Raw genomic sequence first — 17,423 nt, forward strand, 5'->3', positions numbered from 1 at the left:
GATGGAACTAGATCAACGTTTAATTGGCTTAACAGGACCCCACTATGTTTTTGAAGTAGAGAAAAGGCATATTCGACAGTTTGCACAAGCAATCGGCGATCCAAATCCATTATATGTGGATGAAGCCTTTGCTAAATCAACCAGTTACGGTGGTATTATTGCCCCGCCGAGCTTTCCAGTTGCGATAGGTGCTGACAGTGGACAAGGCATTAACTTGCCATTGGATTACAGTCGCATGCTACATGGTGAACAAGAGTTTATTTATCAACGTCCAATTCGCTCTGGAGATCGTTTGCATTGTCAGATGAAGGTAACAAATGTCTATGAGAAAGAAGGCAAAAATGGAACAATGCAGTTTTTAGTAATGGATACAGAAATGAAAGATGAAAACGGGGAGCTTGTCGTAATTAGTCGCACCAATATCATTTATCGCGCATTAGCCAGTGCTAAAGCGTAACGATACTGTTGAACGAAGATTTACGCTCTTCGTTCAGCTTTCACTCGATAACTAAGGGGGAAAAATCATGCTTCAATTGAAAGAATTACAACAAGGGCAAAAGCTGGCACCACTTGTGAAGCCTGCTGTTACGAAAGTTCAGCTTGTCAAGTATGCGGGTGCATCAGGGGATTTTAATCCTTTACATACGGATGATGCATTTGCTCAAAGTATTGGAATGCCTGGCGTGATTGCACATGGAATGCTTGTCATGGGCTTTCTAGGTCAATACGTTATGGAACTTGCTGGTACATCTGCTACGCTTACGAATTTTAAAATGCGTTTTGGTGCGATGACGAGACCTGGTGATGAAATTACCTGCTTGGCTATCGTCAAAAAAATTTACCAAGAACAAGCAAAACAATTCGTTGATTTGGATTTGTATGCGGAGAAAGCACCAGGGAAAATTGTAGGGTTTGGTGAAGCGACACTACAACTGATTGAACTATAGGAAACAAGGAGGTTGGCAATATGGCTACTATTAAAGATCGCTATGCCATTGTGGGGGTAGGCGAAAGTGAACGTTCAAAAAATTCGGGTACAACACCTTTACATTTAGCATTAGATGCTGCCCGAGCTGCATTAAAAGATGCAGGTTTAGAAGCGCGAGAAATTGATGGTTTTATGAGCTACTCGGAAAATGATTCTTGTACATCACATCAACTAGCAACCTATTTAGGAGTACGACCAAAATATGTAAAAGATATTATGGGCGGCGGCAGTAGTACAGAGATGTTAATTGCGGATGCCATTGGCTTAATCGAAACAGGTCAGGTCAATACCGTACTTATTTACCGTTCAATGAATGGCCGTTCTGGCGTTCGAATGGGAGGAGGTGGCTGGGATGTCAATATGCTACAAGGTGCGATGGATGGCGGAAGCTTTTTTATTCCGTATGGAGCTGGTGGACCAGGGCAATGGTTCGGTTTATTTGCAACGCGTCATATGCAACAAACTGGACTGACACATGAGCATTTAGGACATGTTTGTGTCAGTTTTTATGAGCACGCACAACGGAATCCGAAAGCCTTTTTCTATGGTAAACCACTTACGATGGAAGAGTATTTAAAGACACCACCTTTAAGCTACCCATTCTCTAAGCATGATTTTTGCCTAGAATCAGATGAAGCCAATGCGATTATCGTCACATCGGCTGAAAAAGCAAAGGATTGCAAGTCAAAGCCTGTCTATATTATGGGCATTGAAGCGAGACGCACGGTATCACATGCGCATTATTGGACGAATTTAGATGAAGTGGCATCTGACTTTGTAGCGCCTTCTCTTTATAAAAAAGCGGGGGTGACACCACAAGATATTCAGGTCGCTTCAATTTATGATTGCTTTAGTTGGGTTGTATTACGGCAGTTAGAAGCATATGGCTTTGCAGCACGTGGCGAAGTAGGTGATTTCGTTGCCAGTGGCAACCTAAAAATGGGAGGAAAGCTACCAACGAATACAGCAGGGGGCATGCTTTCAGAAGGCTATACACATGGTATGAACAATGTGCTGGAAATTGTTCGTCAAATTCGTCATGACTATCAAGGAACAGATCGACAGGTGAAAAATTGTGAAATCGGTATTTGTACGGGTTGGTCTGGCCCTGATATTGCAGGTGCAATGATTTTAAGAAATTAGGAGGGAAAGTCATGTATCAAAAACCAATTCCACTGAAAACACAAGATAATCAACCATATTGGGATGCGGCGGATCGCCATGAGTTAATGCTACAAAAATGTCAAACATGCCATGCCTATAACCACCCGCCAGGTCCGGCTTGTGCAAAATGCGGGTCCACAGAACTGAACTGGGAAAGTCAAGGTTGTCATATTACAGGAACTATTTATTCCTATGTGGTGTCCTATAGACCTTTCTTACCGGGCTTTCAAGACGATTTGCCGACGATTATTGCGGTCGTACAGTTAGACCATTTACAAGAGGTAAAGATTATCGGCAATGTGCTGGAGTGTCCACCAGAGGAAATAGAAATCGGCATGCCTGTGAAAATGATATGGCAAGATATTACGGAAGATCGTGCGCTTCCTCAATGGATACAGGCTTAAGTAAATCTTAAATATTCATAGAAAGGGATGATTCGATGGATTTTTCATTTACGGAAAAGGAAGAACAATTTCGCCAAGAGTTAAGAACGTGGTTGGAAGCGAACTTACCTGATGGATGGTTGCAAGGAGACGTGCAACTTGATAAAGAATCGAAAGCATACGAGTTATTTTTACGAGATTGGCAAAAGAAACTATATGCAGGTGGTTGGGCAGCGATTGCATGGCCTAAACAATACGGTGGCCGCAATGCAACGTTGATGGAAGAAATTATTTATCAACAAGAAATGGTACGGGTGAAAGCGCCACCGTTAATTAATTATGTGGGACTCCATATGGTTGCACCGACTTTAATGCAAATCGGTTCACAAGCACAAAAAGATAAATACATTGAAAAGATTATTACGGGGGAAGAAGTTTGGTGCCAAGGTTATTCAGAGCCAAATGCAGGTTCAGATGTAGCAGCTATTCAAACGACTGCCGTAAAAGATGGGGATCGTTGGATTATTAATGGACAAAAGGTATGGACGAGTTTCGGTCATGTGGCAGATCGTTGCTTTTTAATTACAAGAACGAGCCGATTGGAGAAAAAACATAAAGGCATTACGGTGTTTTTGTTAGATATGCATCAGCCAGGAGTGGAAACGCGACCAATTGTTTCAATGGATGGTCAAAAAGATTTTAATGAAGTGTATTTAAATGATGCTGTCGCTTACGATGCCGAAATTATCGGTCAAGTAGATGAAGGCTGGAACGTTATCATTGCACTCTTGATGCATGAAAGAACGGGAATTGGTGGTCAAGTATTTACGTTAGAACAACAATTTCATGATTTAGTTACATTAGCGAAAGACGTAAGTGATGATAATGAACCACTGATCAAAAATCCATTTATTCGAAAAACAATGGTGGATCTGTATACTCGTTCTCGTGGTTCCCTGTTAAATTATTATCGTAATTTAACGAAGCAATTAAAAAATGGTCATCCTGGTGCAGAAAGCTCGATGGATAAGCTGCTTGTAAGTGAATTGACGAAAGAACTGTTTGCTCAAGCCATTTCGATGCAAGGTCACCATGGCATCTTATGGAAAGAACATGCATTGATTGATCGCTCCTATTGGCAGGACAATTATTTATACTCTTTTGGTCAGACGATTGGTGGGGGCACAAGTGAAATACAAAAGAATACCATTGCTGAGAGAATACTAGGTTTACCAAAGGATATGGGTCGATAAAATAGCGGGGGTGGCTGATATGGATTTTTCGTTAAATCAAGAACAAGAAATGTTTCGAAGTTATGTACGCAAATATTTAGATGATGTCGGTCAAACAAAAGTGGCACGTGAGTTTACAGAAGGCAACACTAGCTCATTTCAGAAGCTGTATGCTGGCTTAGCTGAGCTTGGCTGTACGAGTGTCAATGTATCTGAAGCGCATGGCGGTATGGGGCTAGGTCAGTTAGATTTAGTGCCTATTCTAGAAGAGATGGGTCGCGCATTGCTACCAGGGTTATTTTTAGAAACGAACGCTTTAGTTGTACCATTATTGGAGCAATTCGGTACAGCGCAGCAAAAAGCGAAATATTTATCAGCGATTTCGAGTGGCAACCATACATTTACGGTGGCATGGTTGGAGCCTGGCGGTAACTACAAGCCTTCTAATGTGCAAGTTCATGGCACATTAGAAGGAGACGTTCTTACGTTGAATGGGGTGAAAGCGTTAGTGCCTGATGTAGAGCTAGCAAATAGCTTACTTGTTGTCGTGCGAACGGCAGAAGGGCAAGACAAGCAAGGAATATCACTTGTAATTGTTGATTGTGATGCAGCGTCTTTGCAAGTGCAAGGTCAAAAAAATATGGATGAAACACGTTTGCTTGCAGAAGTGACGTTTCATAATGTGCAAGTATCAAGTCAGCAAATTGTGGGCACTGTTCATCAAGGGTGGGACGCGTTGCAAGAAGCTTTATTATCGTTTAATGCAGCGCTTTGCTCTTCAATTGTTGGCAGTATAGAAAAAATTGTAGAAACGGCAGTTGAATATGCCACGATTCGTGAGCAGTTTAATCAACCAATCGGCAGATTTCAAGCAATTAAACATCGTTTAGTCGATATGAAAATGGATTTAGAAACAGCTCGTTCATTAGCTTATTATGCAAACTGGGCGATTGAAAGTGATGCGGAAGATAAAGTTGAAGCGGTTTCAAGTGCTCGCTTATTTGCAACGGAAGCATTTATAAAAGTTGCATCTCAAAGCATTCAAATTCATGGTGGCATCGGCTTTACAGAAGAAATTGATTGTCATCTTTATGTGAAAAGAGCGCGTTTCTATGAAAATTATCTTGGCACTACACAGCAATATTATGAGCAGACAGCAGTCGCATTAGGTTGGTAGCATCAAACCGATTTTCTTGCGTCTTAACCGTTGGCAACGGCATCGTTTTCCAAATAGAAAGTAAGTCATCTTGTATTTGAAAGGGTGGGAAAAACATTGAAAACAATGCATACTTTGAAAGACTATCAAAATGTCATTAATGGGAAAGTCATTCCATCATCTTCAGGTCATAAAATGGATAGCTATAATCCAGCAACAGGCAAGGTTTGGGCAACCATTCCTTGTAGCACAGTTGAAGATGTAGACGCGACAGTGCATGCCGCACGAACAGCCCTGCCAGATTGGTCAGCTCTTTCTGCTAGTGAAAGAGCGGGTTATTTACGACGTATTGGTGATGCCATAGCCCAATATGGAGATGAATTGGCTGAACTAGAAACAATAGATAATGGCTGGGTAATACGGGAAACGAAGTACGGACTTATTCCAGTACTTGCAAATATGTGGTATGATGCGGCCGCGGCTGCTATCCATGTAGGGAGTAAAGGTGAAACCGTGCAACTTGGGCCGAATACAATAGGGTTTACAACACGTGAACCTTTTGGCGTTGTCGTCGGCATTATTCCTTGGAATTCAGCTTTATGGACATTTACGGTGAAAGCAGCGGCTGCCCTTGCAGGTGGAAACACGGTTATTATTAAACCATCAGAGTTGGCAGCAGCAGCCCCGCTTCGCTACGGTGAAATTCTTCAAAGTATCTTACCACCAGGCGTCTTAAATGTTATTTCGGGTACAGGTGCGGAAGTAGGCGATGCGCTTGTAAAACATCCAAACGTGAACAAAGTGAGTTTAACAGGATCAGGAAGAACGGCGCAGGCAATTGCGCAGTCCACTGCACAAAACCCTAAGTCGATGGTATTAGAATTGGGTGGGAAGTCACCTAATATTGTTTTCGAGGATGCAGATTTAGCGAAAGCTGCCAATGGTGTCACGGTCAATGGGATTTTTACTGGTAATGCAGGGCAACTGTGCGTTGGCGGTTCTCGTATTTTAATTCAACGTTCTGTTTTAAATCAAATGATTGCTTTGATGAAAGAGGAAATTGCTACGCATATTCAGTTGGGGGATACTTTAAACATCCAAACACCTATGGGACCCGTTGCCAATGAGATGCAATATAAAAAAGTTTGTTCGTATATCGAGCTTGGGCAACAAGAAGGCGGAGAAATCCTGATTGGTGGACGCTTCGGCGGTGCTAACTTATTACCAGGTCAAGATACATTGGCTGAAGGCTATTGGATTGAACCGACCTTAATCAAAGTAGAAGGTAATAATTTACAAGTATGCCAAGAAGAAATTTTCGGACCCGTTGCCGTGGTAATCCCATTTGATACGGAAGAAGAAGCACTGGCGATTGCAAATGATACAGAATACGGATTAGGGGCTGGTATTTGGACATCCGATTTAAATCGTGCACATCGCATGATTCGCGCAATCGAATCAGGCAATGTTTGGGTCAATACGTATCGAATCGTTGGTACAGAATTACCATTTGGCGGTCAAAAAGCGAGCGGTTTTGGGACAGACTCTGTACGCGAATTTACACGTGAAAAAACGTGCTATATCCAAATTGGCTAGTAGGAAGCCAACACAAAAATAGGCAAGAAAATATAATCCGTAGAACAAGAAAAATGAAATGGGGACGAGTATGCCACAACGGAATAACGGGCTATTTTATGGCTGGTATATTGTTTTAACGAGCTTCTTGATTATGTTTTCGGCATTTTCGATTGTCAATTCTCTACACAGTTTATTTCTTGTGCCGGTAACAACAGAATTAGGCTTAACGAGGACAACGTTTTCGATTGTTCTATCAGTAGGAGGTCTAGGTGTCGCCATCGCTTCTCCCTTTATGGGCAAGCTACTTGCAAATGGCAATATGAAGTTAATCATGTCTGTCTGCGTAATTCTTGCAGGGTGCGGCTTTATGTTATATTCTCTCGCACAATCGGCCGTTTATTTTGCCGTCATTGCCTTTTGTATTGGGATATGTGTTGCTGGATTTTCGAATATTCCTATTTCCATCATGCTAACGAATTGGTTTTATGAGAAAAAAGGGCTAGCTATGGGATTAGCATTTGCAGGTTCAGGCATTGGAACAGCTGCACTAAGCCCGATTTTAACTATGCTCATTTCAAATTATGGCTGGAGAACAACTTATATTATTGCTGGGGTGCTAATTATAGTAATCTCACTGCCATTAATCTTATTTTTCACAAAGAAAAGTCCTGCTGAAAAAGGGACGATTGCGCTTGGGGCCAATCGTGTAGAAATCGCACAGGCAAATACGGAACAATCCGGTGTCACGTTAGCACAGGCAAAGAGATCGGGCATATTTTGGTTATTTATTTTCGGTGTCATCTGCTTTGCACTTGTTGCAGGTGGCGTACAAATGCATATACCCGCTTATTTAATAGATATTGGCCATCCAGCGCTATTTGCAGGAACAATTTTCGGGCTTTTATCTTTATCCAATACCGTTGGCAAGCTTATTCTTGGTGCTATTTTTGATAAGTTTAGAACAACCGGAGGCATTCTTTTTGTAGGCAGTTGTATGACGATCGCGATGGTGTCACTGCTGCTGGCAAACGCGAAGAGTTTTGCGTTCGTATTTGCTATCGCTTACGGTTTCAGTATTGTTATTGCGACAATTGGCCCTCCATTTATGACAGATGATTTATTCGGCAAAAAAGATTTTGGAGCTATTTTCGGTGTTGTCCAAATATTCTTCGTAGCAACGAGTTCACTTGGTGTTATCGTTTCCGGTCTTATCTATGATCTTACACAAAGTTACAAAGTAGCATGGTTCATATTTTTAGGTTTATTTATACTAAGTATGTTTTGTATTCTAATAGCAAATGGTATGAAAAAGAAAAAGCACTCAACTGTTGAAGAAGTGGCTATAGAAGAAAGTATGGAAGGTATTTGATTACGGTTAACTTTAATGAAGAGAGATTTCTCCATTTAAAATAAGTAGTCAATTTACTTATTTTGTTCCAAGGGGGGAACTCTCTTTTTATTGTGCATGTATTTCTTACAGAGGAGCAACTTTGAGCTTTCTAAAAAATAAATATCGAACTATTTTTATATAAACATTCATTAAAGTTCGTCTTTCAAACTAAGAAATGCGCTTTGTTCAGCGGCTGGACAGATGGGGTGTGCACTAAAATACGAACATTTAAAAGAATTGACTCATTTAGGTATGTAGAAAAGACAGAAAATTGTAGCCTACTCGTAATAGACTTCGGTAGAAAAAATTGCTGGAATTAATGCAAGAAGCGGTGTTAGCCTAGTAATAACAATTCGTTTATTCATTTAAAAAAGAGTTAGGGAATAGAAAAACCGGCAAACAAAGATTGCCGGCAAGAGATGATGATTATTTTAAATTGTTTTCGTTTGCAAAACGACCAGAAGCAAATTTTTTATTTGCTTCTGCTTGTTGGATTTGTTGTTTAATTTGATTTATGTCCATTTCATTTCCAAATTCTACATCCATTGCATTCGCTGAACCAGAAGCTTGTAATTTGTTCGCTTCTGCTTGTTGAATTTGCTGCTTTACTTGATTAACATCAGTTTTATTTTGATTGTTCATTAAAAATCACCTCCTGACATTAGTTTGTACAGAAGGTGATAATCTATCCTTTATTTTTTAGTTACTTACATTTTGGTGAGTATTTGTTTTTTTGGCTCTTATAATTAAAAACGAAGGTCGCCGAAATTCTCTGTTTAAATTTTGTAAATTACTTACTGCATCTTTAGTTGGTATTGGCTCCACCATTTTTTCGATTTGTAAGCCATGTTCAATAAGTGTATTTACAATAGTTGATAGTGTACGGTGATATTTTACAACATTGTCAACTAACCAATGTTGCGTACGTAAGCCTTCCAACTGATAATTATCTATTGCAAAATAGAGTAAGTTTCCTTCTGCAGTGGCTATCCAATTGTCTTTTCCCATATTAGCACTTACAATCGGATGCTCTATTGAAAATAACAACACTCCACCTTCACATAACGCGGTACTAATCTTTTTTATAAGTAACTGAAAGTCTGCAATATAGTGAAAAGCTAAAGAACTTCCTATAAAATCAATGGTTTCCGCAGGCACTGTCATCTCTTCAAATGCAACCTGTTCAAAAAATAGATTGTCATGAACATGATGCTTTTTTGCATGCGCAATCATGTTGGAAGAAATATCAATTCCTGTAACGTATTTTGCACCGAGCTTAAGACAATAAGCTGCAAAATCTCCTACACCACATCCGATATCTAATACGATTTTATTTTTAAGTGTCGGTAGTAATGTCAAAAAATGGGGTTGTTCCAATAAAATATTATAATTATGCTCTCGTCCTCGTATTTCTTGATATTTTCTAAAGAACGTATTGTTATCATATATATTCTGTTTCATTTTACCCTTCTATTCATCACAACGTTATGAAGTATTTGCGCAACCTCATTATCACACGCACTATCTAAAATAAATAGACTTATATTTCATTTTTTGTTAGGACGTAGATAGAGGCATGTCTTCTTTACTAAATCTATAAAAACATATGGAAAGGCAGAAATCCCCATTGATTTCTGCCTTTTATTATTCCCTTATCCAATGGATAGTTGTTGCAATGACCTTCTACATTCGTCAAATTGGATTGTTTCATCACTATAATTTTGGACGTTTTTATTCCATCCAAACGTTGATAAGATTACATAATACTACAAGTAGGAGGGATATCAATGGTTGAGGTACGTTACAAAGTAAGAGAAGTATTAGATCAAAACAAAATTGATATATTTTTGAAGCAAGCTCGAATTGGGTATCTGGGAATGGCTGACGGTCATTTGCCTTATGTTGTTCCACTTAATTTTGTTTGGACAAATGGGCTGCTGTATTTCCACGGAGCTACTGGCGGAAGACGCAATCAAGTTATGGATGAAAATCAGGAAGTCTGCTTTACAGTATGTGAAGAATATGGAACGATTACTGATCCAGTGCCCGCAAAGACGGACACTGCGTATATGAGTGTTATCGTTTTTGGGAAGGCTCAACCCATCACAGATTTGGATGAAGCTACACATATGTTGCAAGAGATGCTAAATAAATATGTGCCTGGTTATTATAATCGTCCTTTATCTGAGCAACATGTGGACAAATATCGATCAGCCGTTTTCGGTGGTCCAGTTCAAGTTTATCGGATTGATCCACAACAAATGACCGCGAAAGAAAATCCAATTGAAGTAGGGAAAATGTTTAAAAGTTAAAAACATCTTTCATACACTATATTAAATAATCCATTTAAACGCCACTTCCTATATCCCATAGGTAAGTGGTCTTTTTGATTTAACGAAAACGAGGCGTGCTATTCATTAAATACAATCATCCGAAGTAGTGAATGATCAATATTTATGGACTGGTGAAAATGGTGTTTTTGGATGTTTTATTACAGTCCGTTATTCGTTATGCTAAGAGCGTTCATTTTAATAAAACTAACAAAAGAGGGCATAGCAATGAAGTATCTAACTGAACAATTACCTCTATTTGAAACATTACATATAAAAGACCTAATGACGGCATTGGAAAGTCTGATACACAAATAATAGCAAATCCCCGATGTATGGAATGGACATTCTGACAGGTAAGAATCACTGGAGTTTTCAAATTTGGTTTTAAAGAATGAACGCTATTTTTATGAGTAGAGAGAAAGTGTTTGACCACTATTGGAATGAAAGGTAGGGAAAGTGTATGAATACAACATCCGTTTCACTGCGTTTGCGTGATTTGCTATCACCCACCATAGCTGCTTTTATATCTGTGTTAGTAAACTATGGAGGTACTTTTATCTTGGTGTTTCAGGCTGCCAAGGTTGCTGGCCTGAGTCCTGAAATGACTGCCTCATGGATATGGTCGATTTCCATCGGTGTGGGAGTAACTGGTATTTGGTTAAGTTATCGATACCGCGAACCGATTATTACAGCTTGGTCAACACCAGGTGTGGCATTTCTTGTTTCCGCTTTGGCGGTCACTTCTTATCCTGAAGCAATTGGCGCATATATTATATCTGCTGTAGCATTTGTTATTTTAGGATTATCTGGAATGTTCGAACGTTTTGTCCAGCTTATTCCACCAGGCATCGCTTCAGGGCTTTTAGCAGGTATTTTATTGCAGTTTGGTATTTCGGCCTTTGGTGGTGCGAAAGTTGACCCTTTACTTGTAATTGTCCTATTTACCGCGTATATCCTATTAAGACGATTTACATCTCGCTATGCAATTGTCGGTATCTTAGTAATTGGATTGATTTATTTGATAAGTATGGGCAAGGTAGATTTCAGCAATGTCGAATTGGCCATTGCTTCTCCAGTATTTGTTGTTCCAGCGTTTTCTCTTCATGCCTTATTAGGCGTTGCTTTGCCGCTTTTTATTATTACCTTGACGGGACAATATATGCCAGGAATGTTAGTGTTGCGAAATGATGGATTTAAAACGAGTGCGAATCCGATTTTAATTGTAACAGGATTGGGTTCGCTCCTAACAGCACCATTTGGATCACATGCGTTTAACATTGCCGCAATTACAGCCGCAATTTGTACTGGAAAAGACGCTCATGAAGATTCAACGAAACGCTATATTGCAGGTATTGTCTGTGGTATTTTTTATATAATTGTTGGAATTTTTGGGGTAACATTGGCTGCATTGTTTTTAATTCTTCCTGCAACGTTTATTGCCACATTAGCCGGATTAGCATTGCTCGGTACAATTGGTAGTAGCCTTGCTAATGCTTTAACAAATCCGAACGGACGCGAAATTGCCCTCATTACTTTTTTGGCAACTACCGCAAATGTTACATTACTTGGCGTAGGAGGGGCATTTTGGGGGCTTGTAGCTGGTTTAGCAGCACATTTATTAATTAATGTTCCATTTCTTAAAAAACCACAAAATATGAATGGGATACCACAAAAATAGTTTCATGTGAAAACTAAGTACATGTAACGTGACAAGTTTTAAAAAGCAAAATATTGGAGTCTTGTTTGTAGAAAAAAGGGGACAGTTGTTACAGAGATGTTTAAATAGAAAACGAATCAATTGATCCTCTAGATGAGCATATAGCTAATAGTTTTCTCTAATATGAAAGGTGGTTTTTAAAATCAATACACAGCAATCGACAGAAGCATTCGAAATAGCAAAACAACTAATGCCTGGTGGTGTAAACAGTCCAGTAAGAGCATTTAAATCCGTTGGAATCGATCCTATTTTTATTAGTCATGGAATCGGGTCAGAAATATATGATATTGATGGGAATAGGTATATAGATTATATCCTTTCTTGGGGACCATTAATTCATGGACATGCAGATAAAGATGTTGCGAGTGCATTACTCGAAGCAATAAAAAAGGGGACAAGTTTTGGATTGCCCACTTTGCAAGAAAATAAGCTAGCACAATTAATCACTACTCGGATTCCCTCCATAGAGAAGATTAGAATGGTTAACTCTGGTACAGAGGCAACAATGAGTGCTATTCGGCTAGCTAGAGGTTTTACAGGCAAAAACATAATTGTTAAATTTGAAGGAAACTATCATGGACACAGTGACTATCTATTAGTAAAAGCTGGTTCAGGCATAGCAACATTAGGCATTCCAGATTGTCCAGGTGTACCGTTAGAAATCACAAAAAACACTTTATCCGTTCCGTATAACGATATTGAAGCACTTTATAGTGTATTTGATACACTTGGTTCAGAAATTGCAGCAGTGATTGTAGAACCATTTGCTGGTAATATGGCTGGCATACCTGCTGCCCCCGAATTTCTTCAAGCTATACGTTTGTTCACTACAAAATATGGGGCGCTATTTATTCTTGATGAGGTAATGACGGGTTTTCGTATCGATTATCACTCTGCTCAAGGGCTTTATAACATTCAACCTGACTTAACTTGCTTAGGGAAGATAATCGGTGGCGGGATGCCTGTTGGCGCATATGGTGGCAAAAAAGAGATTATGAATCTAATTGCACCGGAAGGGAATATTTATCAAGCTGGCACTTTATCGGGTAATCCAATCGCGATGGTAGCCGGATATACTACAATAAATAAATTAACCTCTGATAGTTACAACTATATTGAAGAACTATCAGACAGACTAATTCAAGGATTAAAAACAGTAGCCCGTAAATCGAATATAGCGCTGATGACAACTAAAGCTGGAACAATGATTGGGTTGTCCTTTACAGATAATCCTTTACAAAATTTTGATGATGCACGCAAAATAGACTCAGAGATGTTTCGGCGTTTCTATGTCGAAATGCTAAAACAAGGGATACTTTTACCCCCATCGCAATATGAAAGCATCTTTTTATCGACTGCCCATTCAATACATGATATTGATGAAACAATTAATGCTGCAGATGTAGCTTTTCAACGAATGTCATCGTTTCTTTAGAAAATATTTTAACCATCTTAAATAATGGGTGTGTCATAACAACTATAATGATGATGAACTGTATTAATGTTCGCATCATTTAACTGGAAGTGAATGAAAATGTTAAAAATAAACCGAGAAGATAAAATTCCGATATGGCAGCAGTTGCTTGATCAGGCTATCCACCATATAACAACAGGAAAATGGCCACCAGGTGAATTACTTCCTCCATCTCGAGAGCTTGCCTTATTAGTCGGCGTTTCACGCTCAACAATACAAATTGTTTATGAGGAATTATTTAGTCGAGGCTATACCGTTACTAATTGGCGTGGGGGAACAAGGGTAAGTGATTGGGGATTGAAAGCCAACTCAGCAGAAGAAACTACTCCTTATGGACCATCTACGCCAGCATTACCTTTATTAAACGCGGCAGTTGATGAATTAAACAGTTGGTTTGGAGGCGCCGAAAATCGAAACGTAGAAATCGATTTCTGTCCTCATGAGCCTTATTTGGACGAACATTTCCAAAAAAATTGGAGACAATCTTTTTTACAGGCTTCATCCGAAGCAGATTTGACCACTTGGGGTTATGGCAACCCATATGGTTTTACTCCGCTCCGTGAACAGATTCAACGTTATTTAACATTTGAAAGAGGTGTTCATGTAAATATTGACCAAATCATTTTAACTTCTGGTGCACAGCATAGCATTGATCTTATTGCGCAAGCACTGTTAACGGAAGGAGAAACGGTTTCTGTTGAAGATCCTGGATTCCCCGCTGCCTGGACGACCATGCAATATCGACGGATGAATGTCGTTTCCGTACCGGTTGATAACTATGGAATACAAGTAAATCGGATTCATCCGCAAAGCAAGCTTATTTTTGTTACGCCTTCTCACCAATGTGCAGTTGGTGTGATTATGTCTGAACCACGTAGACAACAGTTGCTCCAAAAGTCAGCGCAAGAGCAATTTTGGATAGTAGAAGATGATTATGATGGTGAATTTAGGTACCGTGGAGGTCCACTTCCTACTTTGTTCAGCCAACAACCACAGAATACATTGTATATGATGAGTTTTTCCAAAATGGTGGCGCCTGGCATACGCATTTCGGCAGTGATTGGGCCAAAGGATGCCATTCGTCAGCTTGCTCAAGTACAAGCCCTAACCTATCGACATCTGCCGATAATGGAACAACTAACGCTTAGTCATTTTATTGAACAAGGTCATTTTATGCGTCATATGAGGAGAGCAAGAAATGTTTATCGACGTAGACATGAAGCGATGACCAAGGCCATCATGGCAACTGGACTAGCTGAACGTTTTAAACTAAGTGGCATTGAAACAGGCTTGCATATGCTTCTTGAAGCTGAAGAATCGTTTGATGAAGAGGCTATGACAAACCTAGCGCTCGAAAAAGGAATTCGTGTATATCCACTTAGTAAGTATTGTTTGGAAACGAATCGAAAAGGATGGGTACTGGGATTTGCTAAAATGGATGAGAGCGCAATTGAAGAAGGCATTAACCGCCTTGCCAAGATACTTTTATAATCGAATAATACTATTAGGTTTTAACGTCAAGCCCATGAGGAGCAAACTTTTAGGCGACCATAGCGTTGCCAAAGGCATAGCCAACGATAAAAGTCGATGCCTTCAGTATCTAATGCGAAAAGAGGGAGAGGCATTCCAACATTGGCTCTCTTGATTTTCACCATTAACAATCGATTTTATGAAGATATGCAAGTTTTTTTCATATCATGTATTTAACTGTTGCATTTCAAAACATAAAATCATAATATAAGAATATAGTTATATATAGTTAAAATCACCTTTTACTCAAGGTGATTTTATTTACAATAATATATAAGCAAATGATTATATAAGGAGGGCAAATAAATGGATTATATGCTAATTGAAAAACAATTAAAGGCAGCAGCAGATTTGAATCGCATGAAATTACTTGCGTGTATGAAAAATGGAGAGGTATGTGTTTGTGATTTTGTAGAGGTTCTAGGCATTTCACAACCAGCCGTTAGTCAGCATCTAAGAAAATTAAAGGAGGCAGGTATTATTACAGAACGAAAAGTAGGGACTTGGAAACATTATCGTTTAGTAGAGGAACAAACGCCACTGATGAAGGGAATTTTAGAGCATATTCAGCCTTTAACTGGGTGCAACTGTGGCACAAATGGCTGCCATGTAGGGGGAACTGATAGTGAGTAATGAGTCTTTAACGAAACAGCTGTCTTTTTTAGATCGTTACCTTACTCTTTGGATATTTGTTGCCATGGGGCTAGGTGTCGTATTCAGTATCACAATGCCCAATATTGGAGAATCGTTAGAGTCCATGTCTCTTGGTACAACGTCCATACCGATTGCCATAGGTTTAATTGTTATGTTGTACCCACCATTAGCGAAAGTAAAGTATGAGGAAATGTGGCGAGTGTTTAAAGATTGGAAAGTGCTTTTACTATCCCTTTTTCAAAACTGGTTACTTGGACCATTCTTAATGTTCTTTCTAGCCATCATCTTCTTGCGCGATTATCCAGAGTACATGGCTGGACTCATTATGATTGGCTTGGCTCGCTGTATTGCCATGGTCATTGTGTGGAATGATCTAGCACGTGGGGACCGCGAATATGTAGCTGGCTTAGTTGCCTTTAACTCGATTTTTCAAATCTTAACGTATTCGATTTTTGCATACTTTTTCTTAAATGTATTACCTGGTTGGTTTGGTTTAGAGAATTTCAATGTTTCCATCTCCATGTGGGAAATTACAAAAAGCGTACTTATTTACTTAGGTATCCCATTTGCGGCAGGGTTCCTGACACGATGGATTGGGATTCAAACAAAAGGAAAACAGTGGTATGAGGAAAAATTCTTACCGAAAATTTCTCCACTTACTTTAATTGCACTTTTATTCACGATTGTTATGATGTTTGCTTTAAAAGGTGAGCAATTGGTTGAACTGCCACTTGATGTCGTACGAATTGCTATTCCATTATTTATTTACTTTGTCGTGATGTTTGCTGTTTCATTTTTCTCTTCCCGTAAAGCTGGCGCATCTTATCCGGTTACAGCTGCTCTTTCTTTTACAGCGGCAAGTAATAACTTTGAGTTGGCGATTGCGGTAGCAGTTGGTGTGTTTGGTCTTCATAGTGGCGTAGCATTTGCGGCAGTTATAGGCCCCCTTGTAGAAGTACCCGTTCTCATAGGACTTGTATGGGTTGCTTTACGTTGGCAGAAAAAATACTTTAAAACGATTAAATTATAAGGAGCAAACACTTATGACTAACACACTTTATTTCTTATGTACAGGGAACTCATGCCGTAGTCAAATGGCTGAAGGATGGGCTAAAAAATTGTTACCTACTAATTGGACTGTGAAAAGTGCTGGGATTGAGGCTCATGGCGTAAATCCAAATGCCATTAAAGCAATGGAGGAGGTAGGGATTGATATTTCAAATCATACATCTGATTTAATTGATTTTAAGACATTAAACAATGCCACATTAGTTGTGACGTTATGCGGGGATGCCGCTGCTAAATGTCCGATGACGCCTCCGCATATTCGCCGTGAGCATTGGGGATTTGAAGATCCAGCGAAAGCAATAGGTACAGATGAGGACAAATGGACTGTCTTCCAAAATGTACGCGATGCTATAGGTCAACGTATTGAAAAATTTGTAGGCGAGGAGCTGAAGTAAATTGAAAAAAATTCATATCTATGAGCCAGCCATGTGCTGTTCAACAGGCTTATGTGGCCCTTCTATAGACCCAGAATTATTACGTATGTCGTTTATAATGAATAATTTAAAAAATACAAACATTGAAGCTGTAAGATTTAATCTCACGAACGATCCAAATGCTTTTATAGAAAATGAAGCAATCAATCAACTTTTAATGGCACAAGGAATGGATGCCTTGCCTGCAACGTTTGTTGATGGGGAGTTACTTTGTAAAGGGATATATCCCACTAATGAGCAATTTTCACAGTGGTCAGGGCTTTCAGAAGAAAACTTACTACAAAAGCCAAAAGTACGCTTGTCACTAAAAGGAGATGCGTAA

Annotated in this window: 18 protein-coding genes; 16 read left to right on the forward strand and 2 right to left on the reverse strand. The window is 39.4% G+C overall.

The genetic code is table 11. The features are described from left to right. The first annotated feature begins 1 nt into the window (after position 1). The 8 genes from I5435_RS11590 (at position 2) to I5435_RS11625 (ending at position 7,870) form a co-directional block, all read left to right on the forward strand. Positions 2-457, forward strand: coding sequence for a MaoC family dehydratase N-terminal domain-containing protein (locus I5435_RS11590; RefSeq protein ID WP_024361705.1), 456 nt, complete (start codon positions 2-4; stop codon positions 455-457). Positions 458-524: 67 nt separating this feature from the next. Beyond that, positions 525-947, forward strand: coding sequence for a MaoC/PaaZ C-terminal domain-containing protein (locus I5435_RS11595; RefSeq protein ID WP_024361706.1), 423 nt, complete (start codon positions 525-527; stop codon positions 945-947). Between the two features lie 20 nt (positions 948-967). Beyond that, positions 968-2,131 carry a thiolase C-terminal domain-containing protein gene (locus tag I5435_RS11600; protein WP_025219512.1) on the forward strand — a complete coding sequence of 388 codons (1,164 nt, stop codon included), beginning with the start codon at positions 968-970 and terminating at the stop codon, positions 2,129-2,131. Positions 2,132-2,142: 11 nt separating this feature from the next. Continuing rightward, the gene (locus I5435_RS11605) at positions 2,143-2,556 is read left to right on the forward strand and encodes a Zn-ribbon domain-containing OB-fold protein (RefSeq protein WP_337982273.1); all 414 of its coding nucleotides are present in this window, start codon (positions 2,143-2,145) and stop codon (positions 2,554-2,556) included. Positions 2,557-2,591: 35 nt separating this feature from the next. Continuing rightward, positions 2,592-3,788 (forward strand): acyl-CoA dehydrogenase family protein, encoded by a 1,197-nt coding sequence (locus I5435_RS11610; protein ID WP_108030338.1) that lies wholly within the window; start codon positions 2,592-2,594, stop codon positions 3,786-3,788. A gap of 19 nt (positions 3,789-3,807) precedes the next feature. Continuing rightward, positions 3,808-4,944, forward strand: coding sequence for an acyl-CoA dehydrogenase family protein (locus I5435_RS11615; protein WP_337982274.1), 1,137 nt, complete (start codon positions 3,808-3,810; stop codon positions 4,942-4,944). 105 nt (positions 4,945-5,049) lie between these two features. Further along, on the forward strand, positions 5,050-6,519 hold the full coding sequence (locus tag I5435_RS11620) for an aldehyde dehydrogenase family protein (RefSeq protein ID WP_337983865.1): 1,470 nt from the start codon (positions 5,050-5,052) through the stop codon (positions 6,517-6,519). 70 nt (positions 6,520-6,589) lie between these two features. Further along, positions 6,590-7,870: an MFS transporter gene (locus I5435_RS11625; RefSeq protein WP_337982275.1), complete on the forward strand. Its 1,281-nt coding sequence runs from the start codon at positions 6,590-6,592 to the stop codon at positions 7,868-7,870. A 447-nt stretch (positions 7,871-8,317) separates the two neighbouring features. Here the strand turns inward: I5435_RS11625 and I5435_RS11630 are convergent, their stop codons facing one another. Both I5435_RS11630 and I5435_RS11635 read right to left on the reverse strand, forming a co-directional pair. Continuing rightward, a complete protein-coding gene (locus tag I5435_RS11630) occupies positions 8,318-8,533 on the reverse strand; it encodes a gamma-type small acid-soluble spore protein (protein WP_337982276.1) in 216 nt (71 codons plus the stop codon). A 57-nt stretch (positions 8,534-8,590) separates the two neighbouring features. After that, the gene (locus I5435_RS11635; protein WP_337982277.1) at positions 8,591-9,352 is read right to left on the reverse strand and encodes a methyltransferase domain-containing protein; all 762 of its coding nucleotides are present in this window, start codon (positions 9,350-9,352) and stop codon (positions 8,591-8,593) included. Positions 9,353-9,678: 326 nt separating this feature from the next. Here I5435_RS11635 and I5435_RS11640 point away from each other — a divergent pair, with 326 nt between their 5' ends. The 8 genes from I5435_RS11640 (at position 9,679) to arsD (ending at position 17,423) form a co-directional block, all read left to right on the forward strand. Beyond that, positions 9,679-10,203 (forward strand): pyridoxamine 5'-phosphate oxidase family protein, encoded by a 525-nt coding sequence (locus I5435_RS11640; protein ID WP_038509643.1) that lies wholly within the window; start codon positions 9,679-9,681, stop codon positions 10,201-10,203. Between the two features lie 481 nt (positions 10,204-10,684). Further along, positions 10,685-11,902, forward strand: a complete 1,218-nt coding sequence (locus I5435_RS11645) for a benzoate/H(+) symporter BenE family transporter (protein ID WP_337982278.1) — start codon at positions 10,685-10,687, stop codon at positions 11,900-11,902. 181 nt (positions 11,903-12,083) lie between these two features. Next, a complete protein-coding gene (gene hemL / locus I5435_RS11650) occupies positions 12,084-13,376 on the forward strand; it encodes a glutamate-1-semialdehyde 2,1-aminomutase (RefSeq protein WP_337983866.1) in 1,293 nt (430 codons plus the stop codon). Between the two features lie 99 nt (positions 13,377-13,475). Next, complete coding sequence (pdxR, locus tag I5435_RS11655) at positions 13,476-14,906, forward strand: MocR-like pyridoxine biosynthesis transcription factor PdxR (RefSeq protein ID WP_337982279.1); 1,431 nt, start codon at positions 13,476-13,478, stop codon at positions 14,904-14,906. 345 nt (positions 14,907-15,251) lie between these two features. Further along, on the forward strand, positions 15,252-15,578 hold the full coding sequence (locus I5435_RS11660) for an ArsR/SmtB family transcription factor (protein WP_024361718.1): 327 nt from the start codon (positions 15,252-15,254) through the stop codon (positions 15,576-15,578). Beyond that, positions 15,571-16,629, forward strand: a complete 1,059-nt coding sequence (gene arsB, locus I5435_RS11665; protein ID WP_024361719.1) for an ACR3 family arsenite efflux transporter — start codon at positions 15,571-15,573, stop codon at positions 16,627-16,629. Before I5435_RS11660 ends, arsB begins: the two co-directional genes overlap by 8 nt. Before the next feature lie 13 nt (positions 16,630-16,642). Further along, positions 16,643-17,062: an arsenate reductase (thioredoxin) gene (gene arsC / locus I5435_RS11670; RefSeq protein WP_229389717.1), complete on the forward strand. Its 420-nt coding sequence runs from the start codon at positions 16,643-16,645 to the stop codon at positions 17,060-17,062. Position 17,063: 1 nt separating this feature from the next. After that, positions 17,064-17,423 carry an arsenite efflux transporter metallochaperone ArsD gene (gene arsD, locus I5435_RS11675; protein ID WP_229389716.1) on the forward strand — a complete coding sequence of 120 codons (360 nt, stop codon included), beginning with the start codon at positions 17,064-17,066 and terminating at the stop codon, positions 17,421-17,423.

Source organism: Lysinibacillus sp. C5.1 (assembly GCF_016350185.1).
GTDB classification, from domain to species: domain Bacteria; phylum Bacillota; class Bacilli; order Bacillales_A; family Planococcaceae; genus Lysinibacillus; species Lysinibacillus sphaericus.

Coding starts and splice junctions, on each gene's coding strand:
- I5435_RS11590 (WP_024361705.1), top strand. CDS start 2: ATGGAACTAGATCAACGTTTAATTGGCTTAACAGGACCCCACTATGTT.
- I5435_RS11595 (WP_024361706.1), top strand. CDS start 525: ATGCTTCAATTGAAAGAATTACAACAAGGGCAAAAGCTGGCACCACTT.
- I5435_RS11600 (WP_025219512.1), top strand. CDS start 968: ATGGCTACTATTAAAGATCGCTATGCCATTGTGGGGGTAGGCGAAAGT.
- I5435_RS11605 (WP_337982273.1), top strand. CDS start 2,143: ATGTATCAAAAACCAATTCCACTGAAAACACAAGATAATCAACCATAT.
- I5435_RS11610 (WP_108030338.1), top strand. CDS start 2,592: ATGGATTTTTCATTTACGGAAAAGGAAGAACAATTTCGCCAAGAGTTA.
- I5435_RS11615 (WP_337982274.1), top strand. CDS start 3,808: ATGGATTTTTCGTTAAATCAAGAACAAGAAATGTTTCGAAGTTATGTA.
- I5435_RS11620 (WP_337983865.1), top strand. CDS start 5,050: ATGCATACTTTGAAAGACTATCAAAATGTCATTAATGGGAAAGTCATT.
- I5435_RS11625 (WP_337982275.1), top strand. CDS start 6,590: ATGCCACAACGGAATAACGGGCTATTTTATGGCTGGTATATTGTTTTA.
- I5435_RS11630 (WP_337982276.1), bottom strand. CDS start 8,533: ATGAACAATCAAAATAAAACTGATGTTAATCAAGTAAAGCAGCAAATT.
- I5435_RS11635 (WP_337982277.1), bottom strand. CDS start 9,352: ATGAAACAGAATATATATGATAACAATACGTTCTTTAGAAAATATCAA.
- I5435_RS11640 (WP_038509643.1), top strand. CDS start 9,679: ATGGTTGAGGTACGTTACAAAGTAAGAGAAGTATTAGATCAAAACAAA.
- I5435_RS11645 (WP_337982278.1), top strand. CDS start 10,685: ATGAATACAACATCCGTTTCACTGCGTTTGCGTGATTTGCTATCACCC.
- pdxR (WP_337982279.1), top strand. CDS start 13,476: ATGTTAAAAATAAACCGAGAAGATAAAATTCCGATATGGCAGCAGTTG.
- I5435_RS11660 (WP_024361718.1), top strand. CDS start 15,252: ATGGATTATATGCTAATTGAAAAACAATTAAAGGCAGCAGCAGATTTG.
- arsC (WP_229389717.1), top strand. CDS start 16,643: ATGACTAACACACTTTATTTCTTATGTACAGGGAACTCATGCCGTAGT.